Annotated in this window: 19 protein-coding genes; 6 read left to right on the top strand and 13 right to left on the bottom strand. The window is 66.9% G+C overall.

Annotated elements, in window-relative coordinates:
- Nucleotide 1 precedes the first annotated feature (1 nt).
- On the bottom strand, nucleotides 2-340 hold the full coding sequence (locus J7I84_RS17870) for a P-II family nitrogen regulator (RefSeq protein ID WP_141160148.1): 339 nt from the start codon (nucleotides 338-340) through the stop codon (nucleotides 2-4).
- Nucleotides 337-1,695: an ammonium transporter gene (locus J7I84_RS17875; RefSeq protein WP_214945873.1), complete on the bottom strand. Its 1,359-nt coding sequence runs from the start codon at nucleotides 1,693-1,695 to the stop codon at nucleotides 337-339. Before J7I84_RS17875 ends, J7I84_RS17870 begins: the two co-directional genes overlap by 4 nt.
- A gap of 224 nt (nucleotides 1,696-1,919) precedes the next feature.
- Between J7I84_RS17875 and J7I84_RS17880 the strand changes: the two genes are divergently transcribed.
- On the top strand, nucleotides 1,920-3,161 hold the full coding sequence (locus J7I84_RS17880) for an MFS transporter (RefSeq protein ID WP_214945874.1): 1,242 nt from the start codon (nucleotides 1,920-1,922) through the stop codon (nucleotides 3,159-3,161).
- A gap of 26 nt (nucleotides 3,162-3,187) precedes the next feature.
- On the opposite strand, the gene ftsY is transcribed toward J7I84_RS17880, so the two are convergent.
- Both ftsY and smc read right to left on the bottom strand, forming a co-directional pair.
- A complete protein-coding gene (gene ftsY, locus J7I84_RS17885) occupies nucleotides 3,188-4,393 on the bottom strand; it encodes a signal recognition particle-docking protein FtsY (RefSeq protein WP_214945875.1) in 1,206 nt (401 codons plus the stop codon).
- Nucleotides 4,394-4,497: 104 nt separating this feature from the next.
- On the bottom strand, nucleotides 4,498-8,085 hold the full coding sequence (gene smc / locus J7I84_RS17890) for a chromosome segregation protein SMC (RefSeq protein ID WP_214945876.1): 3,588 nt from the start codon (nucleotides 8,083-8,085) through the stop codon (nucleotides 4,498-4,500).
- Nucleotides 8,086-8,282: 197 nt separating this feature from the next.
- Here smc and J7I84_RS17895 point away from each other — a divergent pair, with 197 nt between their 5' ends.
- The 3 genes from J7I84_RS17895 to J7I84_RS17905 are packed head-to-tail and all read left to right on the top strand — an operon-like array spanning nucleotide 8,283 to nucleotide 12,984.
- Nucleotides 8,283-9,335 (top strand): 3-oxoacyl-ACP synthase III, encoded by a 1,053-nt coding sequence (locus J7I84_RS17895; protein ID WP_214945877.1) that lies wholly within the window; start codon nucleotides 8,283-8,285, stop codon nucleotides 9,333-9,335.
- On the top strand, nucleotides 9,329-12,016 hold the full coding sequence (locus J7I84_RS17900) for an alpha/beta fold hydrolase (protein ID WP_214945878.1): 2,688 nt from the start codon (nucleotides 9,329-9,331) through the stop codon (nucleotides 12,014-12,016). Before J7I84_RS17895 ends, J7I84_RS17900 begins: the two co-directional genes overlap by 7 nt.
- The gene (locus J7I84_RS17905) at nucleotides 12,013-12,984 is read left to right on the top strand and encodes an NAD-dependent epimerase/dehydratase family protein (protein ID WP_214945934.1); all 972 of its coding nucleotides are present in this window, start codon (nucleotides 12,013-12,015) and stop codon (nucleotides 12,982-12,984) included. The genes J7I84_RS17900 and J7I84_RS17905 overlap by 4 nt, the downstream gene beginning before the upstream one ends.
- Nucleotides 12,985-13,020: 36 nt before the next feature.
- On the opposite strand, the gene mutM is transcribed toward J7I84_RS17905, so the two are convergent.
- From mutM to coaD, 5 genes are all read right to left on the bottom strand, one after another.
- A complete protein-coding gene (mutM, locus tag J7I84_RS17910) occupies nucleotides 13,021-13,986 on the bottom strand; it encodes a bifunctional DNA-formamidopyrimidine glycosylase/DNA-(apurinic or apyrimidinic site) lyase (RefSeq protein ID WP_214945879.1) in 966 nt (321 codons plus the stop codon).
- A 6-nt stretch (nucleotides 13,987-13,992) separates the two neighbouring features.
- Nucleotides 13,993-14,721, bottom strand: coding sequence for a ribonuclease III (gene rnc / locus J7I84_RS17915; protein WP_214945880.1), 729 nt, complete (start codon nucleotides 14,719-14,721; stop codon nucleotides 13,993-13,995).
- Nucleotides 14,722-14,742: 21 nt separating this feature from the next.
- Nucleotides 14,743-14,946, bottom strand: coding sequence for a 50S ribosomal protein L32 (rpmF, locus tag J7I84_RS17920; protein ID WP_009356569.1), 204 nt, complete (start codon nucleotides 14,944-14,946; stop codon nucleotides 14,743-14,745).
- Nucleotides 14,947-14,982: 36 nt separating this feature from the next.
- Nucleotides 14,983-15,507 carry a DUF177 domain-containing protein gene (locus J7I84_RS17925; RefSeq protein WP_214945881.1) on the bottom strand — a complete coding sequence of 175 codons (525 nt, stop codon included), beginning with the start codon at nucleotides 15,505-15,507 and terminating at the stop codon, nucleotides 14,983-14,985.
- A 122-nt stretch (nucleotides 15,508-15,629) separates the two neighbouring features.
- Nucleotides 15,630-16,130, bottom strand: coding sequence for a pantetheine-phosphate adenylyltransferase (gene coaD, locus J7I84_RS17930; RefSeq protein ID WP_214945882.1), 501 nt, complete (start codon nucleotides 16,128-16,130; stop codon nucleotides 15,630-15,632).
- A 43-nt stretch (nucleotides 16,131-16,173) separates the two neighbouring features.
- On the opposite strand from coaD, the gene J7I84_RS17935 reads away from it, so the two are divergent.
- Together J7I84_RS17935 and J7I84_RS17940 are read left to right on the top strand one after the other, a co-directional pair.
- Nucleotides 16,174-17,403, top strand: coding sequence for an aminotransferase class I/II-fold pyridoxal phosphate-dependent enzyme (locus tag J7I84_RS17935; RefSeq protein ID WP_214945883.1), 1,230 nt, complete (start codon nucleotides 16,174-16,176; stop codon nucleotides 17,401-17,403).
- Nucleotides 17,403-18,188 (top strand): spermidine synthase, encoded by a 786-nt coding sequence (locus J7I84_RS17940; RefSeq protein WP_214945884.1) that lies wholly within the window; start codon nucleotides 17,403-17,405, stop codon nucleotides 18,186-18,188. Before J7I84_RS17935 ends, J7I84_RS17940 begins: the two co-directional genes overlap by 1 nt.
- Nucleotides 18,189-18,199: 11 nt before the next feature.
- Here J7I84_RS17940 and J7I84_RS17945 read toward each other — a convergent pair.
- The 4 genes from J7I84_RS17945 to J7I84_RS17960 all read right to left on the bottom strand — a co-directional run bounded on the left by J7I84_RS17945 (nucleotide 18,200) and on the right by J7I84_RS17960 (nucleotide 23,077).
- A protein-coding gene (locus J7I84_RS17945) for an IS5 family transposase (protein WP_396020082.1) occupies nucleotides 18,200-19,082 on the bottom strand; the annotation gives its coding sequence in 2 pieces (ribosomal slippage) (nucleotides 18,200-18,721 and nucleotides 18,723-19,082; 882 coding nt in all).
- Between the two features lie 46 nt (nucleotides 19,083-19,128).
- On the bottom strand, nucleotides 19,129-19,788 hold the full coding sequence (gene rsmD / locus J7I84_RS17950; protein WP_214945885.1) for a 16S rRNA (guanine(966)-N(2))-methyltransferase RsmD: 660 nt from the start codon (nucleotides 19,786-19,788) through the stop codon (nucleotides 19,129-19,131).
- A 42-nt stretch (nucleotides 19,789-19,830) separates the two neighbouring features.
- Nucleotides 19,831-22,101 carry an ATP-dependent DNA helicase RecG gene (locus J7I84_RS17955; RefSeq protein WP_214945886.1) on the bottom strand — a complete coding sequence of 757 codons (2,271 nt, stop codon included), beginning with the start codon at nucleotides 22,099-22,101 and terminating at the stop codon, nucleotides 19,831-19,833.
- Nucleotides 22,091-23,077: a DAK2 domain-containing protein gene (locus J7I84_RS17960; protein ID WP_214945935.1), complete on the bottom strand. Its 987-nt coding sequence runs from the start codon at nucleotides 23,075-23,077 to the stop codon at nucleotides 22,091-22,093. The genes J7I84_RS17955 and J7I84_RS17960 overlap by 11 nt, the downstream gene beginning before the upstream one ends.
- Nucleotides 23,078-23,087: the final 10 nt, after the last annotated feature.

Consider the following 23,087-nt stretch of genomic DNA (forward strand, 5'->3'; position numbering starts at 1 on the left):
CCTAGATGGCGGCGACTCCGCGTTCCCCGGTCCGGACCCGCACCGCTTCATGGACGTCCATGGTCCAGACCTTGCCGTCCCCGGCCCTGCCGGTATTGGAACTGGCAATGATCACGTCAAGGATGTCGTCGGCCTGCTCGTCGGTGGCCAGGACTTCCACCCGGATCTTGGGCAGGAGGTCCACGTTGTATTCCGCTCCACGGTAGACCTCGGTGTAGCCGCGCTGCCGGCCGTATCCGCTGGCTGCGCTGACGGTCAGGCCCTGAACGCCGTAGGCTTCCAGGCCTTCCCTGATGGCGTCGAGTTTTTCCGGCCTGACGATTGCAGTGATCAGTTTCATGCCCCCACGCTTTCCTTACCTGTTGCCGGCCGTGTCTTCGCTGTACCGGCGAGGGACGGGTCCACGGGCTCCGCAGCGACCTTGCCGATGATCATGTCGTGCAGCGGCTGGAAGCTGCCACCGTGGCCGCCGACACCGAACTCGTAGGCAGTCTCGGCATGGAGGCTGAGGTCCGCGCCGGCGATCTCCTGGCGCTCCGAGATGCGGAAGCCCAGTATTTTGTGGATGGGGTAGGCGATGATCAGGGTCATGAGAGCCGTGAAGGCAACCGAGAACAGGGCGGCCAGAACCTGGGCGACGAGCTGGGTGGCGCCACCGCCGTACAGCAGGCCCGCAGCTCCCTGGGTGGGAGTGGCGAGGAAGCCGATGGCGACAGTACCGATCACACCCGAGACGAGGTGGACGCCCACAACATCCAGGGAATCGTCGTAGCCGAGTTTGAATTTCAAGCCGACTGCCAGTGCCGAGGCGATACCGGCGACGATGCCCAGGGCAATCGCGCCGAGCGGGGAGACGTTGGCACAGGCCGGGGTGATGGCGACAAGTCCGGCAACAACGCCGGAGGCGGCGCCCAGGGAAGTGGGGTGCCCGTCCCGGATCCGTTCGACAGCCAACCAGCCCAGCATGGCGGCCGCCGGTGCTGCCAGGGTGTTGATCCAGATCAAGCCGGCCTGCTCAACCGTAGCAGCAGCTCCGGCGTTGAAGCCGAACCAGCCGAACCAAAGGATGGCTGCGCCAAGCATCACGAACGGGATGTTGTGGGGGCGGTGGTTCGGGTCCTTACCGAAGCCCTTCCTGTTTCCGATGATGAGCACCAGCACCAGGCCAGCCACACCGGCGTTGATGTGGACCACGGTGCCACCGGCGAAGTCGATGACCGGAGCGAATGTCTGGCCGAACCAGCCGTCCTTCGAGAACAGGCCTCCGCCCCAAACCATGAACGCCAACGGCGCGTACACCAGCGTTGCCCAGATAGGGGTGAAGATGACCCAGGCCGAGAACTTTGCCCGGTCTGCGACGGCGCCGGAAATCAGTGCAACCGTGATGATGGCGAAGGTTGCGGCATAGCCCACCTTCAACAGATCTGCCGGGTCCGTGAAGTTGTGCAGCCCAAAGTGGCTGAACGGGTTGGCGAAGATCTGGTAGAAGTTGTCCTCGTTGCTCGTGGACATCGACGCACCCCACAGCACCCAAATGATGCCGACCGTTCCAATGGCCACGAAGCTCATCATCATCATGTTCAGTGCCGATTTGGCGCGCGTCATGCCGCCATAAAAGAATGCCAGGCCCGGGGTCATGAACAGCACGAGGGCTGAAGCCACCAGGAGCCAAACGAGACCTGCGGTGAGTTCCATGGCCTACGTCCTCTCTTGCTTTTGGTGCGGACTGGTCCGCCTGCCAACGCCATTTGCGTCCTGTAATGAGTTTGTGGGCGGCGTGTTTCGCACGCGGAGGATTTAGATTGCCGCCCTGTTACAAGAACCTCTAGGAAGTAAATGGTGCATATCGGGCTTGTTACGGTTATGTTTCCTCACCCGCGCAGCCAGTTGGCTCCCTTTCCAGCAAGGACTCCTGCACCATGACGGCACCACCCCGCGCAAGCGGCGCCACTTCGAGGTTTTTGGCCCGGCTCAAGCCGCAGCGGGAGAAACTCCCCCGTGACATCAAGGTGATGCTGGCCGCGGCGTTCCTCATCGCGCTTGGCTTCGGGCTTGTTGCGCCGGTATTGCCGCAGTTCGCGGCAACCTTTGGGGTGGGGAACACGGAGGCATCTGCCATCGTGGCGATCTTCGCCTTCATGCGGCTGGTTTTCGCCCCTGCCGGCGGCGCCCTGATCGGCAGGCGCGGCGAGCGTCCCGTCTATGTGGCCGGGCTCCTGATCGTGGCGCTGTCCACAGCAGCGTGCGCCTTTGCCCAGGACTACTGGCAGCTGCTGGTCTTCCGCGGCCTCGGCGGGGCGGGTTCGGTGATGTTCACCGTGGCATCAATGGCCCTGGTGGTCCGGCTGGCGCCGCCCAAGAGCAGGGGCCGGGTTTCGGGAGCCTACGCGTCGGCCTTCCTGATCGGAAATGTGTGCGGTCCAATCGTGGGCGGTCTGTTGGCGGGGTTTGGCCTGCGGGTCCCGTTCCTTGCCTATGCCGCCGCACTGCTGGTGGCCGCATTCGTGGTCCAGACCCAGCTGAGCCACCAGCGCCGGGGTGCCGGGGAGGTACCGGACCGGGCACCGGACATGCGGTTTGGCGAAGCCCTGGCTGCCGGAACGTACCGGTCTGCGCTCATCTCCAGCTTCGCCAACGGGTGGGCCACCTTTGGCGTCCGGATGGCAACGGTGCCGCTGTTCGCCGCGGCGGCCTTCGGAGCAGGCCCGCAGGCGGCCGGCCTAGCACTGGCAGTTTTCGCTGCGGGCAACGCGGCCGCCCTGGCGTTCTCAGGGCGGCTGGCGGACTCCCTGGGCCGCAAGCCGATGATGATCTCGGGCCTGCTGGTAGCGGCCCTGTCCACCGCAGCCATCGGCATTACCTCCGACCTGCCCTGGTTCCTGGCGGCGTCCACGCTCGCCGGCGTCGGGTCCGGCCTTTTCGGTCCGGCCCAGCAGGCCGCCGTCGCGGATGTCATTGGCAACGGACGCTCAGGGGGCAAGGTGCTGGCTGTGTACCAAATGACGTCCGACGTCGGCGCGATCGTTGGGCCGCTCGTGGCGGGTATGCTCGCCGACGGGCTGGGTTTCGGCTGGGCTTTTGGAGTGACCGGGGGAATCATGCTCGTCGCTGCCGCCGGCTGGCTGCCTACCCGCGAGACACTGCGAACGGCCGGCCCCTAGGCTGCGGTGCAGGCCGGAATCGCCGGTCAGTTGAGCAGGGCGTCGACAAAGCCTTCGGCATCGAAGGGGGCGAGATCGTCGGCGCCTTCGCCCAGCCCGATGAGTTTGACGGGTACCCCCAGGGTTTTCTGGATGGCGACGACGATGCCGCCCTTGGCGGTTCCGTCCAGTTTGGTCAGGACGATGCCGGTGATGTTGACCACCTCGGAGAAGACCCTGGCCTGGTTCAGGCCGTTCTGGCCGGTGGTGGCATCCAGCACCAGCAGGACCTCGTCCACCTCGGCCAGCTTTTCCACCACGCGCTTGACCTTGCCCAGTTCGTCCATCAGGCCCACCTTGTTCTGCAGGCGTCCGGCGGTGTCGATCATAACGACGTCCACTTCCTGCTCGATGCCCGCCTTCACGGCCTCGTAGGCGACCGAGGCGGGGTCAGCACCGTCGATATCCGATTTCACGGTAGGGACGCCCACACGCTGGCCCCAGGTGGCCAACTGCTCGGCGGCAGCAGCGCGGAAGGTGTCGGCGGCGCCAAGCAGGACGTCCTTGTCCTCGGCCACCAGCACGCGCGCCAGCTTGCCCACGGTGGTTGTCTTGCCCACGCCGTTCACGCCTACAACCATCATGACGGCGGGCTTGTCGGCATGGCGCTGGACGTTGAGGCTGCGGTCCATGCTGGGGTCCACGAGCTTGATGAGTTCTTCGCGGAGCATGGTCTTGACGTGCTCCGGGGTCCGCGTGCCCAGTACCTTGACGCGCTCCCGCAGAGCGTCCACCAGTTGCATGGTGGGTTCGGTTCCCAGGTCCGCGAGCAGGAGGGTTTCCTCCACTTCGTCCCAGACGCTCTCGTCGATCCGGTCGCTGGACAGCAGCGCCAGCAGGCCCTTGCCCATGATGTTGTTGGAGCGGGCCAGCCGTTCACGGAGCCGGGTAAGGCGTCCCGCGACAGGGAGCGGGGTTTCGACGGGGATGGTTTCCAGTCCCGCGGCATTGTCCGGAACGGTGGTGGTGTCCAGCCCTTCGAGGTCAATGCCCCCGGGGGCCTGGCGCTCGATGGTGCCGTCCTTGTCCGCTACGGCGGTGCTGCCCCCGGAGCGGACCTCCGGATCGTTGGCATCCCGTGTACCCGGGTACCGGGTGATGTTCCTCCGCGTCTTGAGCAGGACCGGAATCAGGCCGCCGATGACCACCAGCGCAGCAAGGATGGACAGGACAATGGGAAGGATGTCATTCACTCCCCTAGCTTCTCACAATCGGCCTTTCCGGTTCCGGCGGCCATCAGGCAGCTGACCTCCCCCTTTAGCTGCCCGCGCGCTGTTGCGACACCACCGGGCCGTTGCTACACCTCCGCGCCCAGGCGCTGGCTGATGACGGTGGAGACGCCGTCGCCCCTCATGGTGACGCCGTACAGCGCGTCCGCCACTTCCATGGTCCGCTTCTGGTGCGTGATGACGATGAGCTGGCTGGATTCCCGGAGTTCTTCGAAGATGGTGATCAGCCGGCCCAGGTTGGTGTCATCCAGTGCCGCCTCCACCTCGTCCATGACGTAGAACGGTGAAGGCCGCGCTTTGAAGATGGCCACCAGCAGTGCCACCGCCGTCAGGGAGCGCTCGCCGCCGGAAAGCAGTGACAGCCGCTTGATCTTCTTGCCCGCAGGGCGGGCCTCCACTTCGATGCCTGTGGTGAGCATGTCCGCAGGATCGGTCAGGACCAGGCGGCCCTCGCCGCCGGGAAAGAGCCGCTCGAAAACCCGGATGAACTGGGCCTGGGTATCCTCGAATGCTTCGGCGAAGACCCGCTGGACCCGGTCATCCACTTCCTTGATGATGTCCAGCAGGTCCCGCCGGCTGGCTTTCAGGTCCTCGAGCTGGGTGCTGAGGAACTGGTGCCGCTCCTCCAGTGCCGCGAACTCCTCCAGCGCCAGGGGGTTAACCTTGCCCAGGCTCGCGAGATCGCGCTCGGCCTTCCGCAGCCGCTTCTCCTGCTCCTGCCGGACATAGGGCTTACCTTCCCTGATCTCCTCCCCGCCGGCGTCGACGGGCGCACGCAGGGCCGCCCATTTGTCGCCGGTTTCCTCCGCCGGAACGGGAACCGGGACATGCGGGCCAAACTCGTTGACCAGCGCCTCGGGAGTAATGCCCAGCTCGTCCACCGAACGGGTTTCCACCGCCTCGATCCTGGCCCGCTGCTGGGCCCGGGCGAGTTCGTCCCGGTGCACGGTGTCGGTGAGCTGGGCCAGTTCCCGGGCCAGGGCATCGTTGGCTTCCCGGATCTCCCGCAGCCCGCGGTCGCGCAGCTCGCGGTTCTCCTCGGCCAGGTCCCGTTCGTGCCGGGCAAGGTCCACGGAGACGTCCACATAGCCAAGAGCCAGTTCCACCCCCGCGGACACGGCGGCCGCCCGCCTGGCCTGGATGCGGCGGCGCCGGGCACGCTCCGCCGCCTCCTCACGGGCCCGGCGTTCTGTGGCGGCGGCGCGTTCCAGGGACGCCACCCTGTTGCGGGTGGCCACCAGCTGCTCTTCGGCACTGCGCAGGGACAACCTGGCCTCCACCTCGGCTGCCCGGGCGGCGGACGCCGCACGGGCAAGGGAGTCGCGCTGCTCCGTTGAAGGCTCTTCCTCCGCCGGTGCTTCCTGCGCGGCCGCCAAGCGGGCGGCGACGGCGGCGAGCGCTTCTTCCTCAGCCGCGACGTTTCCTTCGGCCCTGGCCAGGGATGCTGCCAACCGTTCGCTCTCGCCAACGGCGCTGCGCAGGACAGAGTTCAGGTGGCCCAGGCGTTCGGCCACAGCGGCGAGGCGGGCATCGGATTCGTGCAGCTTCTCGAGCGCAGCGTCGGCTTCCTCCTGTGCCTCCGCGCGCCGGGCTTCGGCGGCGGCCAGGGCGAACCTGTTCCGCTCCAGGTCCGCGGTGACCGCGGACAGTCCGCGGCCGGCCTCGTCCACTGCCGCCTGCACCTCAAGGAGGGACGGCGCCTTGGCAGAGCCGCCGGTGGCGGAGACGGCTGTGAAGACGTCCCCCTCGCGGGTGACGGCCGTCAGGCCAGGCAACGAGGCCACGAGCGCTGCGGCGGCGTCGATACCAGGGACGATCACGGTCCGGGACAGCAGATGGCGGACCAGGACCATGTGCCCCGCAGGCCCGCCGACAAGATCGGCGGCCCACTGCGCGCCGTCGGGCAGCGGCACATCCTCCGCGTCGCCCCGGTGGTCAGCTGCCGCCGATGCGAGGAGCAGCGAGGCCCTCCCGGCGTCGTCGTCCTTGAGCCGCCGCAGCACCGCGCCTGCAGCATCCCCGTCCTCAACAAGCACTGCCTCGGCTGCCTCCCCCAAAGCAGCGGCGATGGCGGCCTGGTACCCGCCCTGGACGGTGATTCCGGCAGCAAGGCTCTCCTGCACTCCCGGGAGCCCGGACTCCAGCACATGCCTGGCGCCGTCCTTGCGGTCAAGGCCGAGCTTCAGGGCCTCCAGGCGGGCGGCGAGTGCGTCCCGCTTGCGGACCCCCTCGTTGACGGCCGCTTTGAGGTCCGCGATCTCCCGAAGCACCGCGTCCAGGACGTCGCTGGCGGCCTCATAATCGGCGTCAAGGGATTCCTCCCCCTCCTCAACACCGGCCACCTGGTTTTCCAGCGCGGTGAATTCGGCCTGGGCACGGGCACGGCGTTCAGTTCCGGCGGCAAGGGATTCGCGCAGCCGTCCCAGTTCCGCCTGCGCGGACTCCACCCGGGACCTGGCCGCCGCAACCTGGCCGGCCAGCCGCGCCAGGCCTTCCCGCCGGTCGGCTGCGGCACGGAGCTGCGCGGTGAGCCGCTGGTCCTCGGCCAGCGCCGCCCGCTCCGCTTCCGCCTTCGCCCCGCTGGCCGCATCCAGGGTGCCCCGCCTCGCCTGGATGTCCTGCTCGAGTTCAGCTACTTCCTGCCGCACCCTGGCTGCCTGGCGCTCCAGCTGTTCCGGGTCCCGGCCTGAGGACGGCGCCGCATCGTCCGAACCCAGCAGGCGGCTCCGTTCGGTGGCCAGCGAGCCGAGCGAGCGAAGCCGTTCACGTGCCGTGGACAACCGGTACCAGGTGTCCCGGGCGGCATTGAGCCGGGGCGTGGCTTCGGCAGCCAGTTGCTCCAGCGCTGCCTGCTGCCTGCGCCCGGCTTCAAGGTCCTGCTCGACGGCGGTACGCCGGGCCTTGAGCGCGGCTTCGTCCGCCACGTCCTGCTCCAGTGCCTGCTGCAGCTGGACGAGGTCATCGGCGAGCAGGCGGGCGCGGGCGTCCCGCACGTCGAACTGGACCCGCTGGGCGCGGCGCGCCACCTCGGCCTGCTTCCCAAGGGGCGTGAGCTGCCGGCGGATCTCTCCGGTGAGGTCAGTGAGGCGCTGGAGGTTGGCCTGCATGGCTTCCAGCTTCCGTACCGTCCGCTCCTTGCGCCGGCGATGCTTGAGGATCCCCGCCGCTTCCTCGATGAAGCCGCGGCGGTCCTCGGGCGTGGCGTGCAGCACGCGGTCCAGCTGGCCCTGGCCCACGATGACGTGCATTTCCCGGCCAAGCCCGGAATCGGAGAGCAGTTCCTGGATGTCCAGCAGCCTGCAGCCGGCACCATTGATGGCGTATTCGGAGCCGCCCGTCCGGAACAGTGTCCGGGAAATGGTGACTTCGCTGTACTCGATGGGGAGGGCGCCATCGGTGTTGTCGATGGTCAGCGAAACGTGGGCGCGGCCCAGCGGTGGGCGCCCGGACGTCCCGGCGAAAATGACGTCCTCCATCTTGCCGCCGCGTAGGGTTTTGGCCCCTTGCTCACCCATGACCCAAGCGAGGGCGTCCACCACGTTGGACTTGCCGGATCCGTTGGGACCCACCACGGCGGTGACGCCGGGTTCGAAGTCGAAGGTGGTGGCGGACGCAAAGGACTTGAACCCCCGGACGGTGAGGCTTTTGAGGTGCAAGGCTTTTCTGGTCTCCTGGAGCGGGTAGGGCACTTTGCTGGAACCGGCTCACTACAATCTACTGCGCAGGACCGACAATTCCCGGCAGCAGCACCCGGGAACCGACGGGCGCTGCGGGTGGATATGCATGTTCCCGCAGTACAAAGGCATAGTTAAGCTCTTGAGCCTGCGCATATGTGGGTACAGTCACCGCAGGAATGCGGGACGAAAACGAAGAGGGGCTTGAATTGGCAGGTAATGCGACCTTCCGCCACAGCAACACAGCGCTGCTCTCGGTGAGCAGCGTCGAGGCTCCCAGGATTGTGAGCTCCACGGAATTTGACCGCCGGCTGGCATCAACCCTGCAGCGCCTCAAGTTTCCGCCGCGGCTGCTTGAGCGCGTGGCAGGCATTACGCACCGCCGCTGGTGGGCTGCCGGAACATCCTTTGACGATGCTGCGGTGGAGGCCGGTGCCAAGGCCCTGGCCGAGGCGGGAATCGAAGCGTCCGATGTCGGCCTGCTCATCAACACGTCGGTGACGCGGCGCAACCTCGAGCCCTCCGTAGCGGTGAAGATCCACCACAGCCTCAGCCTGCCGTCGTCGGCCATGAACTTCGATCTTGCCAACGCCTGCCTGGGATTCGTGAACGCCCTGACCCTTGCAGCCAACATGATCGACTCCGGACAGATCCGGTACGCCGTCATTGTCAACGGCGAGGACGCCCAGCTGACCCAGGAGGCCACCTTGGCCCGGCTGCAGCGGCCCGAGACAACGCGCGATGACTTCAACCGGGAGTTCGCCACACTGACCCTGGGGTCAGGGGCAGCCGCAGCCGTCCTGGGCCCCGCGGATGACCACCCCGGAGCGCACCGGATAGTGGGCGGTGTAATGCGTGCCGGCACCGAGCACCACGAGTTGTGCGTGGGCGGCATCGACGGCATGAACACCGACACGAAGGGACTGCTCGACGGCGGCCTGCAGCTGGTGGTCGAGGCCTGGCAGGAAGCCCAGCCCGAATGGGACTGGGCAGCTATGGACCGCTACGTCACGCACCAGGTAAGCAACGCCTACACCCAGGCCATCATCGATGCGATCGACCTGGACCCGGACAAGGTGCCCATCACCTTCCCGCACTGGGGCAACGTGGGGCCGGCATCACTTCCCATGACGCTCGCCGCCGAATCGCAGTCCCTGGGAAGCGGGGACCGGGTGCTGTGCATGGGCGTCGGGTCCGGCCTGAACACCGCCATGCTGGAAATCGTTTGGTGATCGCGGACTGGCCGGGCGTCAACGCCGAATGGTCGCGCGAAATCGATGTTCCCTCCACCTCAAGCGCTGACGCGCCCGGCGCCGTGCGCCGCTGGCACCTGCTGGACAATGGCGCAGAACTTGCCCGCCGCGGCCTGACTCCCACGGGAACCCTGCTGTGCGTGCACGGCAATCCCACCTGGTCCTACCTGTGGCGAAGCCTGCTGGCCGCCGGCTCTGATCCCGCCCACCCCTGGCGCGTGGTGGCCGTGGACCAGCTGGACATGGGTTTCTCCGAGCGGACCGGAACTTTCCGGCGCCTGGCGGACAGGATCAACGACCTGGGCGATTTGACCGACGCCCTGGCCCTGGCGGGACCGGTGGTTTCAGTGGGCCACGACTGGGGCGGCGTGATCAGCCTCGGCTGGGCCCTGGCCCACCGCGACCAACTGGCCGGCGTGGTGCTGACCAACACCGCCGTCCACCAGCCCGCCGGCTCCCCCATCCCGCCGGCGCTGCGCCTTGCCCTGCACCCTGCGGTGCACAAGTGGGGAACCACCACCTCCGACGCTTTCCTGCGGGTGACGCATGCGCTGGCACACCCGCCGCTGCCCGCAGACGTCCGGGACGCCTTCATGGTCCCGTACCGGGGAGCCTCACGCCGCGCCGGGGTGGGCAACTTCGTAGCCGATATTCCCGTTGGCGCCTCACATCCCAGCTTCGCTGCCCTTAATGGAGTGGCGGAAGGCGTGCGCGGCCTGGACGTGCCGGCCTTGATGCTGTGGGGCCCGCGGGACCCCATCTTCTCCGACCGCTACCTGAAGGACCTCATCACCCGCCTTCCCCACGCGGACGTGCACCGTTACGAGGGCGCGGGACACCTGGTGGCAGAGGACCGGAACATCGCACCGGCGGTCTTCGACTGGCTTGCCAGTCGCATCACGTGCGGCGGGGACAGTGTTGCCGAAGCCTCCGCCGTCGCGGAAGCAGCCAGACCGGCTGATGAAAACGCCTTCAAACCTCTGTGGGCGCTCCTTAAGGATCTGGCCGCGGGACCGTCCGCAGGTGAGAGGGCCGTCGTCGAAATGGCACCGGACGGCGCGGTGGCCCGCTCGCTCACCTGGCAGCAGCTGGAAGAAAGCGTTGCGCACCTCTCCGCAGGTCTGGAGGGGGCCGGACTAAGGCCGGGCAGCCGGGTGAGCCTGATGGTTCCGCCCGGGGTGGACCTGACGGTGGCCCTGTATGCCTGCCTGCGGCTGGGAGCGGTGGTGGTTGTTGCGGATGCGGGCCTGGGCACCAAGGGGCTCAGCCGGGCAGTCAAAGGCGCGACGCCCGACGTCCTCATCGGGATCGACAAGGCCCTGGCCGCTGCCCGGGCTCTGGGGTGGGCGGCCAGGCGCATCAGCGTGAAGGACCTGCCGGCAGGGCCGCGCCGGCTCCTCGGGGTGGAGACCTCCCTCGCCGCCTTGGCCAGGGAAGGCTCGGCGAAAAATGCCCGGTCGGGGGCCGTTCCTTCCCGCCGTCCGGCCCCGGACTCCCCCGCCGCGGTGCTCTTTACCTCCGGCTCGACTGGTCCCGCCAAGGGCGTGCTGTACACCCACCGGCAGCTTGCCGCCATGCGGGACACCGTGGCCGGAACCTTCGGCATCCAGCCGGGCAACAGGTTGGTGGCGGGCTTCGCGCCGTTCGCCTTGCTGGGGCCGGCGCTGGGAACCGTGTCCGTGACGCCGGCGATGGATGTCACCGCGCCCCGCACCCTGACGGCCGGCGCGCTTGCCGATGCCGCAGCGGCCATCGACGCCACCGTGGTCTTCGCGTCCCCTGCCGCCCTGCGCAACGTCGTTGCCACCCAGGCCGGACTCACCGCGGAAGGTACAGCGGCACTTGGCCGGGTTGAACTGCTGCTCTCCGCCGGCGCGCCGGTTCCGGAACCGCTCCTTGCAGAGGTGCAGCGGCTCCTGCCGGCCGCGTCGCTGCACACCCCCTACGGGATGACCGAGGCCCTGCCTGTCACCGACATCAGCCTCGAACAGATCCAGGCCGCCGCAGCCGATGCCGAGGCCGGAACCGTGCCCGGGGCGGGCAACGGTGTCTGCGTAGGCCGGCCGGTCCGTGGCGCCCGCACTGCCGTGGTCCCGCTGGCGGCAGACGGTACCGCACCGGCGGCCGCGCCGGTGACGGAAGCGGGGGTGACGGGAGAAATCCTGGTCAGCGCCGCGCACGTCAAGGACGGCTACGACCGGCTTTGGCTGACCGAACAAGTGAGCGCGGGCCCTGCTGGTTGGCACCGCACCGGCGATGTGGGCCACTTCGACGCCGACGGCCGCTTGTGGGTGGAAGGGCGCCTGGCGCACATCATCACGGCGCCCGATGCGGTGGTCACTCCGGTGGGCGCCGAACAGGCCATCGAACGCCTGGACTGCGTACGTATGGCCGCCGTTGTCGGCGTGGGACCGGCAGGCACCCAGGCCGTCGCCGCCGTCGTCGAAACCGTTCCTCCCGTCCGTAAGGCCGGCCCTGCCGGCGCGGAACTGGCCGGGAAGGTACGGGCGGCCGCCCACAGAGCAGGTGTGTCCGTGGCCGCAGTCCTGGTGGTCCCCGCGCAGCCCACCGATATCCGCCACAACGCAAAGATTGACAGGTCGCGGCTGTCCCAATGGGCCTCGTCAGTACTGGCCGGCGGCCGTCCGGGGATGCCGTGAAAGTCCTGGTCACCGGGGCAAGCGGCCTGCTGGGGCGGGAAGTAGCAGGCCTGCTGGTGCGCAGGGGCCACACCGTCACCACCTTCCAGCGGCGTCCCTCGGGGGTCGACGGCGCGGCGGACCGGTGCGGTTCCCTCACCGATGATGCAGCCGTCGCGGCCGCAGTCCGGGGCGCGGAGGCTGTCATCCACCTTGCCGCCAAAGTCTCCTTCACCGGCCGCGCCGAAGATTTTGATCAGGTGAACGTAGAGGGAACGCGGCGCCTGCTCCTCGCGGCGCGCGAAGCCGGGGTCGGGGACGTGGTCTTCGTTTCTTCGCCGTCGGTGGCCAATTCGGGCACCGCCCTCGCAGGTCTTGGCGCGGAGCCGGCCGACCCGGTGCACGCCCACGGTGACTATTCGCGCACCAAGGCGCAGGCTGAACTGCTGGCCCTGGCCGCCGACGCCCCGGACTTCCGGGTTGCCGCTGTCCGGCCGCATGTGGTCTGGGGGCCGGGCGACACCCAACTGGTGGAACGAGTCCTGGCCCGGGCCGCCCGGAAGCGGCTGCCGCTGCTGGATGCGGGCGCCGCGCTGATCGACACCACGTACGTGGACAACGCGGCGGCAGCGATCGTTGCTGCACTGGACCGCATCAGCCACATCCATGGCAGGGCCCTGGTCGTCACCAACGGCGAGCCCCGGCCGGTGGGCGAACTCATTGCAGGGATCTGCGCCGCCGGCGGCGTCCCCGCGCCGTCATGGTCAGTGCCGGGGAAGCTTGCCCGGATTGCGGGATCGGCAGTGGAAAGGGTATGGCTCCGGCTCGGTAAACAGGGCGAGCCCCCGATGACCAGGTTCCTTGCCGAACAGCTGTCCACCGCCCATTGGTTCGACCAGCGGGAGACCCAAAAACTCCTTGGCTGGACGCCGGGTGTCTCGATTGACGAGGGCCTGGCACGGCTGGCGGAGTACTACGGTCCCCGCTGACCTGCCCACCCTGGCGGACGGGTGTTCTGCGCGGTACTACCAGCGGCCGTTGCGGGGCCGCGGCTGGCACACCGGACAGGTATGGGACGAACGGTTCATGAACTGGTCCCGCCGGATGGTGGAACTGATGCCCGCTGCGGCGCACCGCCTGCACGGCTCACCTTGGCGGCCGTAGGCGTTCAGGGACCGGTCAAAGTAGCCTGACGCCCCGTTGACGTTGACGTAGAGGGAGTCGAAGCTGGTCCCGCCGGCGGCCAGGGCATCGAGCATGACTTCGCGGGCACTGTCCAGGACGCGTTGGGCCTCGCTCCTGCGAAGGGTGTCGGTGGCCCGCGCGAAATGCAGGCGGGCCCGCCAGAGGGCTTCGTCGGCGTAGATGTTGCCAATGCCGGACACCAGCCCCTGGTCCAGCAACGCCCGTTTAAGGCCCGTCTTGCGCTTGCGGAGGCGCTGGTAGAAGAGGTCGAACGAAAAGGCAGGGTCCAGGGGGTCCCGCGCAATATGGGCGGCTTCCGCGGCGATGAGCGGGAGGGGTGACTCGGCGAGGCCGCCGGGTCCGCCGTCGTCGGTGGGTACCAAAGCGGTGACGAAGAGGCCCCCGAAGATCCGCTGGTCGACGAACCGCAGCTGGGCCGGCATACCGTCCCGGGGACTGAGTCGAAGCCTGACCTTGAGGTGCTTTTCGTCGGGGACGTCCGGATCCTGCATCAGGAGCTGGCCGCTCATGCCCAGGTGTGCCATGAGTGCCACTTCCGGCACCGGCGCGGTTTCCGGGTGGCCCGGTTCAGCCGCGGTGTCGGTCAGTGGCATCCACAGGAATTTGCCGCGGCGCACGACGTCGGTGACGGTGGCGCCCTGGAGGTTGCCGATGAAATCCCCAGCGCCCAGGGCATGGCGGCGGATGGAGCGGGGATCGAGGACATCGACAGCGCTGATGGTCCTGCCGCGGACCCAGTTCACCAGGCCGCGGCGCACCACTTCGACCTCGGGCAGTTCAGGCACGGAACACTACTTGGCGGTGACGGAACCAGCAGAAGTGCCGGCAGCATTCCGGGTTTCGGCGCCCGAAAGCACCCGCCAGGCGTCCGCCGCGGCTTCCTGTTCGGCTTCTTTTTTCGAATGTCCCGAACCCTTGCCATAGGCCGTGCCACCGATGTTCAGGACAGCGGTGAAGGTGCGGGCATGGTCCGGGCCGGAGCCGTCCACCGCGTAGTGGATGCTGCCCAGCTGCCTGCTGGCCGCGAGTTCCTGGATGCTGGTTTTCCAGTCGGTGCCGGCACCCAGGACGGCCGCGTCCTTCAGCAGTGGACCCACCAGGCGCATGACCAGTTGGCGCGCCGTCTCGATGTCGTTGGAGACGTAGGTTGCCCCAATCAGGGCCTCCATGGTGTCCGCGAGGATGGACGCCTTGTTTTTTCCATGGGTGAGTTTCTCGCCCTGGCCCAGGTAGATGAATTCACCGATGCCAAGGCTGCGTCCGATGCCGGCCAGTGCCCGGGTGCTGACGACGGCGGACCGGCGCTTGGCGAGTTCACCTTCAGGCAGGTCCGGGTTGTCCCGGTAGAGGGCATCGGTTACGGAGAATCCAAGGATGGAGTCGCCCAGGAATTCGAGGCGCTCGTTGGTGGGTATACCGCCGTTCTCGTAGGCGTACGAGCGGTGGGTAAGCGCAAGACGAAGCGTCCCGGCATCAATAGTGACACCGAGACGCTTCAGAAGCTCTTCAGTTGAAGACATCAGTCAGCCTGTTGGGGCCGATTAGACGTCAGCGACCTTGCGGCCCTTGTACTCAAGGAACAGCGCGGTGCCAGCAGAGTCGGTAACGACCTTTGCCTGGTGCGGCAGGCTGTAGGTGACCTGGCCGTTCTCAACGGTCTTCACCAGGTGGGGGGCGGTCGCCTTCCACTGCGAGCGGCGGGCGCGGGTATTCGAGCGAGACATTTTCCGCTTGGGAACAGCCACGGCTAACTCATTTCTCTCTAGACAAACACGTACAAATCAATTTTGCCGGTCAGGCTTAGCCATATCAGCTAGGGCAGCCCAGCGAGGATCCAGGACCTCGTGGTGGTGCCCCGGCTCGTCTTCCAGGCGAACTCCGCATTCGGAGCAAAGGCCCTGGCAGTCTTCCCGGCACACCGGCTGGAACGGCAGATTGGTGACAACCGCGTCCCGCAACACCGGTTCAAGATCGATTACATCGTGCTCGACTCGACGTTGCTCTTCATCTTCTTCCCCGTCCGAGAACTCGGCGCCCTCGTAGAAGAAAAGTTCTTGCACATTGACCTCAAGGTCATACGCAAGGGGATCCAGGCATCGGCCGCACTCGCCGGTTACTTCGGCGAGAACAGTTCCTGATACCAGAATTCCTTCGTGTACGGCCTCCAGCCTCAGGTCGAGCTCGACATCCGAGCCTTCCTGAACACCAATGAGCGCCACACCAAGATCACCCGGTGCGGGTACATGTTCCTTCAGTGTCCGCATACTTCCCGGGCTGCGCCCGAGATCCCTGACGTCGAACGCCAAGGGCGAACCAGCATCTCTGTTAATGAGAACTCCTGTTGAACATATGACCGACGTACCATCTTAGCCTGAAGAGCCATGCTGACTCAAACCGGCAGGAGGCAGCGCCGAAGTACCGATCCAGCCTACCGCCTCGGCTGCTGATCCGGCGAAGGCTCGCCGGCAACCATGCGCCGGTGCACGGACCGTGGCACATAGTCCGAGACGCTGCCGCCCAGGACCGCCACCTCCTTGATCAGGGTGGAGGACAGGTGGAGATAGCTGGCCTCCGCCGGGAGGAAGACCGTCTCCACCCCGCTCAACTGCCGGTTCATGGTGGCCATGGGTAGCTCGTAGTCAAAGTCCGATGACGACCGGAGCCCCTTGACGATGGCGGACACCCCGCGCTGGCGGCAATACTCCGCCAGGAGCCCCTCGCCCACGGGTTCCACCACGATCCCCTTGAGCGACGCCAGGGTTTCACGAGCCATTTCCAGCCGCTCCTCCAGGCTGAACATGTACTTCTTGGCGTAGTTGGTGGAGATAGCCACAATGACCTCGTCGAAAAGACCCGCAGCCCTTGCAATGACTTCGAGATGGCCGTTGTGGATGGGGTCGAAGGATCCGGGGCACACAGCGCGTCTCATGCTCCGAACCTACCGCATGGAAAGGCCGGTATACCATGACTGGATGCATCCAGCACGGGAACTTTCCACACCCCTGGCTCCTGCTCCCTGGCAGCGCACCGCCCTCGGAGCAAACCTCCTGGCGCCCGACGGCGGACTCGGAGTCACCATCTTCGAAGAGATGACAACCCTGGCCGTCCAGACGGGTGCCATCAACCTGGGACAGGGCTTCCCGGATGAGGACGGGCCCGCTGAGATCAGGGAGGCAGCGAGGGCGGCCATTTCCGCCGGCGCCAACCAGTACGCGCCGGGCAAGGGCCTCCCGGAGCTCCGGGAGGCGGTTGCTGCGCACCAGGAACGCTTCTACGGACTTGCGCCGGACCCGGCGACCGAGGTCATCATCACCACCGGAGCAACCGAAGGCATTGCCGCCTCCCTTCTCGCTTTCGCCGGCCCGGGGGACGAGGTCCTCACGTTCGAGCCGTTCTACGACTCCTACGGGGCGGTGATTGGACTCTCCGGTGCCTCCCACATCACGGTGCCCTTGGCAGCCCCGGATTTCATGCCGGACCTCGCGGCATTGGAGGCAGCCTTCAGTGAGCGGACACGGGTGGTGCTGCTGAACAACCCCCACAATCCCACCGGTGCTGTTTTTCCGCCCGCTGTTCTGCGGCGCGTGGTGGACCTCGCGGAACGGTACGGCAGCATCATCATTACCGACGAGGTGTACGAGCATCTGACCTTCGGGATAAGCCATACCCCCGTGGCCACCCTTCCGGGCGCCGCTGCCCGGACCATCACCATTTCCTCGGCCGGCAAGACGTTCTCCCTGACCGGCTGGAAGATCGGCTGGCTGAGCGGACCCGAGGAACTGGTGGCCGCGGTCCGCACAGTGAAGCAGTTCCTCACCTACAGCTCCGGCACTCCTTTCCAGGCAGCTATTGCCACAGGACTGGCCCTGCCGGATGATTTCTACACCGGCATCGCTTCCGCCCTGGAGCAGAAACGGGACATTCTCAGCGCTGGGCTGCGGGCCGCGGGCTTTGATGTCTACATTCCGCAGGGGACCTACTTCGTCAATGTGGACACCGCACCGCTGGGCATCACGGATGCCTTGGACCTTGCCCGGCGCCTGCCCGCACTGGTCGGTGTCGCCGCCATTCCCGTTCGCGTCTTCTGCCATCCGGAAGGCGCGGAACGGACGCGAAGCCTGCTCCGGTTTGCCTTCTGCAAGAAGACCGAAGTCCTGGAGGAGGCTGCCGCACGGCTGGCAACCCTGCGCGGCAGGCTCTGATGTCCGGCCGCAGCGGCAGCGCCAGCCGCTTCCTGCGGACCACCGGCCAGCATGCCACGATCGAGCCCGATGCGTTTACCGATGGCAGCTACGTGCTCAGCATCGGCGGAGCCGAACAGTCCCACGTCAACCTTGACCGGCCGGAAGAGATTTTTTACGAGTACCTCCGCCGGATCGGGCACCTGGTGGACCTCGCGGCCCCACCCGGGGAACCGATCAGGGCGCTCCACCTGGGAGCGGGAGCGCTGACACTGGCGCGGTACATCCGGGCCACGCGCCCCGGCTCACCCCAGTACGCGGTTGAGCTGGAGCGCGAGCTGCTGGACTTTGTCCTCAAGAACCTTCCCATGCCGCAGGGAACAGACTTGACCACCATCATCGGCGACGCCCGCGAAGCGCTCGGTGCGCTTGATCCCCGCCTCACGTTCGACGTCGTGATCCTGGACATCTTCTCCGGCCCCGAGGCGCCGGCCCATATCGCCGCCACGGGTTTCTACCGTGAGGCCAGGGAACGCCTGGGCCCGGACGGCCTGCTGATCGTCAATGTGGGTGATGAACCTGCGCTCACGCTCGTCAGGAGCCAGGTGGCTGCGATGCGGGAGGCCATGGCCGGTGTGGCCGCCTTCGCCGAAGCCGGCATGTTCCAGGCCAGGTATCCGGGCAACATCATCCTGGCGGGGACCCGGGGCCCCTGGCCGGAATCCTGGACAGCTGAACTGACAGCACGAGGCCCACACCCTGCACGGGTCCTGACCGGAGTGGACCTGGATCCCTATTCGGGCTAGGGCGTGTCTCTTTATTGCCGTAGCCAGATGACAACGGCATAGAGAACGACCCCTGCGCGGTAGGTCAGCGCGAGTTTGTCGTAGCGGGTTGCGATGGCGCGCCATTGCTTGAAGAGGCTGAAGGATCTTTCAACGGTGTTGCGGCCTTTGTAGGTGTTGGAGTCGAAGTTCACGGGGCGGCCGCCCCGTGAACCGCGGCGTTTGCGGTGCCCCTTCTGGTCGGACGGTTCAGGAATGACGGTCTTGATCTTTCGGTTCCGCAGCATCGATCGGTTCGCCCGGGACGAATACGCTTTGTCGCCCAACACGGCGTCCGGACGGGTTCTGGCAGGGCCGCCGCCAAGGCGCGGAACTCGCAGTGCGTCCATCACGACCGGAAACATCGGAGAGTCGCCGGCCTGTCCTGGGCCGACCATCATGGCCAGCGGACGACCTCTGCCGTCGCAGGCGTGATGAATTTTTGTGCTCAGTCCGCCCCGTGACCGGCCAATGGCGTGGTCGGACGGTTCAGCAAACAGTTTCTTGTAATTCGGGAGTTCCCCCTGTGGTCCGGGGAAGGTTCGTCCCGTGCTGGTGGGCCCGGTTGATGGTCGAGTCCACCGACACCATCCAGTCGATCTGACCTGCGGCATCAGCCTCTGCCAGGAGCCTGGCGTGAATTCGATCCCAGGTTCCATCGGCGGCAAACCGACGGTGCCTCTTCCAAATCGTCTGCCACGGACCAAACTCCGCCGGCAGATCCCGCCAGGCCACGCCACAGCGATACCGGTAGATAATGCCCTCCACAACTTGCCGGTGGCCCCTAAATGGTCGACCACGGCGACCATCGGAGCTGGGCAGCAATGGCTCAATCCGGGACCACTGATCATCACTCAAGACAGAAGTACGAGACACCCCTCAAGCATTTCAATAAGTTCGCCGCCGAATTAGGAGACACGCCCTAGGCGCCCGGGGAACCGGGACTGGCAGCCTCGGCTCCACCCACCCCGGACCCGTCAACGTCAGCCACGTCATCGGCCGCAATCGCGTCGGGCACGAACGGTTCCGCGAACCACAGCCGGGTCTCCCCATACTTCTTCTCGGCGAACCTCGTCATCCCGTCCGGCCATCCTGGTTCCGGGGAGCGCGACGACCGTTCCACCACCACCACGGCACCGGGGGCCAGGTGCGCGGCAAGCTTCTGCAGCACGGCGGAAAGCGCCCCACCCTCCAGCGGGTACGGCGGATCCAGGAACACCAGATCCCAGGCGGCCGTTTCAGCGGCGCGGTCCAGGAAGGGCTCTACCTTTGAGCGGTGCACGGTGACGATTTTGCGGCCCAGCACTCCATTAATGAGGTCGGCGTTGCGCTGGCACACGGCGCTGGCCTTGGCGTCCGACTCGACCAGGTCCACCGACCGCGCTCCCCTGCTGCCGCTTTCCACCCCCAGGGCGCCCGAACCGGCATACAGGTCCAGAACCCGTGCGCCGGAAATCACGTCAAACGCATCGAGGCGGGAGAACAGCGCTTCCTTCACCCGGTCCGTGGTGGGCCTGGTCAACGATCCCGGGACCGCCGCGAGCGGGGTGCCACCCGCCGCACCGGCGATGATCCTCGTCATGGCGCCCACCGCGACCCAGCAGCGACCAGTGCGCTTTCGTTGCTAACCGCGTTCAAGGAACGCCTCCTTCTCGGGGTTGAGGTACTTCTCGATCGCATCGGCCAGTTCGGGGTGGCCCGACAGCAGCGGGTCCCCGCCAACGATCACCTGGGCGTCTTCCCGCGCCCGGGCTATCACGTCCTCGTGTTCAAGGACCCGCAGCAGCTTCAAGGTGGACCGGCCGCCGGACTGGGACGCACCGAGGATATCGCCCTCGCGCCGCAGCTTGAGGTCCTCCTGCGACAGGACAAAACCATCCGTGGTTGCGGCCACGGCTTCCAGCCGCCGCCGGCTTGGGTGGCCGGGCTCGAGGGCGGTGACCAGCAGGCAGGTCCCGGGCAGGCCGCCGCGGCCGACACGGCCGCGGAGCTGGTGCAGCTGGGAGATCCCGAACCTGTCGGCGTCCAGGATGACCATCAGGGTGGCGTTGTGGACGTCCACCCCCACCTCTATGACGGTGGTGGAGACGAGCAGCTTGATGCGGTTGGCGGTAAACCCCGCCATGGTGTCCGTTTTCACATCGGGTTCCTGGCGCCCGTGGAGGGGAGCCAGCGGGACCCCGGTGAGCGAGGGCTCGGTGAGTAGATGGTCCACGACGGCGGTGACGGACGCCAGCTCCCGGGCCTCCTCCGTCTCCACGCCCGGTGGCGCGGCCTCCCCCGGACTGAAGTCGCCGTCGTCGTCCGTTCCAATCTTGGGACAGACAACATAAACCTGGTGGCCCGCGTCGATCTCCTCCCTGGCCCGCGCCCAGATCCGTGCTGCCCAGGCTGGATTTTCCGCGAGGCCAACGAGATGCGTGGTGATTGGCGCCCGCCCCTTGGGCAGTTCATCAAGGGTGGAGGTCTCGAGGTCACCGAACACCGTCATTGCCACGGTGCGGGGAATCGGCGTGGCGGTCATGACCAGCAGGTGCGGCGGCTTCCGGGCCTTGGCCCGCAGGGCATCGCGCTGTTCCACGCCGAAGCGGTGCTGTTCGTCCACCACGATCAGGCCAAGGTCATAGAAAGAGACGTTGTCGCTGAGCAAGGCATGGGTGCCGATGATGATCCCTGCCGTCCCGGCGGCGGCATCCAGCATGGCTTGCTTCCGGGCGGCCGTGAGCATGGACCCGGTCAGCAGCGTGACCTGGACGGAAGGCCCGTCACCCCCGGCCAGGCCGCCCAGGAGCCCGTCGCTGGAGAGGGGACCAAGGGTCCTGCGGATGGAGTCGTAGTGCTGGGCGGCGAGCACTTCAGTAGGGGCCAGGAGCGCGGCCTGGCCGCCGGCGTCCACCACCTGCAACATGGCCCGCAGCGCCACGACGGTCTTTCCGGAGCCTACTTCGCCCTGCAGCAGCCGGTTCATGGGCGTGTCCTGCGCCAGTTCCGCGGCGAGGGTCTTGCCGACGGCGGCCTGGCCTGCCGTGAGCGTGAACGGCAGGTTTTGGTCGAAGGCGGCAAGGATGCCTTCGCTGAGGGGGCGCCGTGCGGTGGCTTCCTCCGCGGCGAGCTGGGCCCGGCGCCGGGCGAGTGCTGACTGCAGCACCAGGGCTTCCTGGTAACGGAACCGGTCGCGTGCACGCTTCCAGTCGCCAGCGGTTTCAGGCATGTGTATGAGGCGGTAGGCGTTCGCCACGGGCAGGAAGCTTTCCCTCGCTGCGACCGCCGGAGGAACCGGGTCCGGCACCGAGCCAAGGTCCGAGGTCTCGAGCAGCGTGGAGACCACCTTATGGATCTTCCAGCTGGGCAGCTTGGCCGTGGCCGGATAGACCGGAATGGGCATGGCCGCGAGTTTTTCGGGGTCCTGCCCGCCGTCGCTGAACGGGTCTTCGTCCAGGAGCTGGAAGTCCGGGTTGGTGAGGCCAAGCTTTCCCTTGAAGCTGGTAACCCTGCCCGAAAACAAGGCGCGGCGTCCCTGCAGGAGTTCGTTTTTCGCCTTGAACCCGTTGAAGAAGCTGATTTTGAGGGTGCCGGGAACTTTGCCGGTGTAATCCCGGCCACCCACCAGCCGCAGCCCCTGCTGCCCGTCGTCGTCGGAAACAATGACGTCGGTGATGGTTCCCCGCCGTGCCTGCATGTGGCGGGTGCTGCTGGATAGAACGCGGGCAATGAGGGTGACTTCCTCGTCCAGCGGCAGCTCCGTGATGGGCGTCAATTCACCGCGGCTCATGTAGCGGCGCGGGAAATAGTTGAGGAGGCCTTCCACAGTGGTGATGCCGAGATGTTTCTCAATGACCGCCGCCGAACGCTTCCCGATCCGCCGCTCCAGGGCCAGCTCCAGCTCAGCGTTCATGCCCGCCGGTGTTCACCGCATCCGTATCCGGGTCCCGGGGCAGCGCCAGTTCGCTGATGCTGATCTGGGAAGGTTCGCCCAGCGACCGGATGATTTCTACCGCCGGGGCGGCGTCCGGCACGTGCACGTGCACCCGCCACCGGTAGTTGCCTTCAGCGTCCGGCCCGTTGCCCACCTGGCTCATGATGACTGACTCACCAATCTCATCCAGCCGCTGCCGGAGGGTGGCGGCGTTCAGGGGCGAAAGGTTGATGGTGCACATGACTTCCACGCCGTCGTCGTCCGGCATGGAGGTATGGATGTGGGGATCGGAGACGTCGTAGCCGTGCAGCCCATCAAGGAGCTCACCCTGCAATTCCTCCCCCATGACGGCCGAGCGGAGGCAGTCGAGGATCAGCAGCATCCCCACCCCGCCCGCATCCACCACCCGGGCGGACTGAAGCGCATCGAGCTGCTCCTCGGTGTGGATTACTGCCGCCAGGGCTCCCTCCACCGCTGCGTCCAGCGCAAGGCCCAGGGCATGGTTGCTGTCATCGCCGTCCTGGCCCGCGTCGACGGCCGCAGCGGCACGGGCGGCAGCCTCCATGACTGAAAGCATGGTTCCCGGAACGGGATCACTCAGGGCCGACCAGGCGCGGATCTGCGCGCGGTTCAGGGCCGCCGACAGGAGCGTGGACGTCAAGCGGGTATGTCCGGCCAGCGGTTCAGCCGCAGCACACAGGAATACCGAAAACAGGGTGCCGGAATTTCCCCTGGCCTCTTCCATGGCTGCCTGCCCTGCAATGGAAAGGACTTCCCCGACGTCGACTGGCGCCGGCTGGTCTGGATCCAACACCAGCGAACGTGCGGCGGCGCGGACCGTGAGGTAGAGGTTAGTGCCGGTATCGCCGTCGGCCACCGGGAAGATGTTGATGGCGTTGAGCCGGTCGCTGTGGTTACCCAGGGCAGTTTCAGCCTTGCCCAGCCACCTCCTCATCGCCAGCGCG

Origin of the sequence: Arthrobacter sp. ISL-85 (assembly GCF_018613675.1) — a bacterium.
GTDB lineage: Bacteria > Actinomycetota > Actinomycetes > Actinomycetales > Micrococcaceae > Arthrobacter.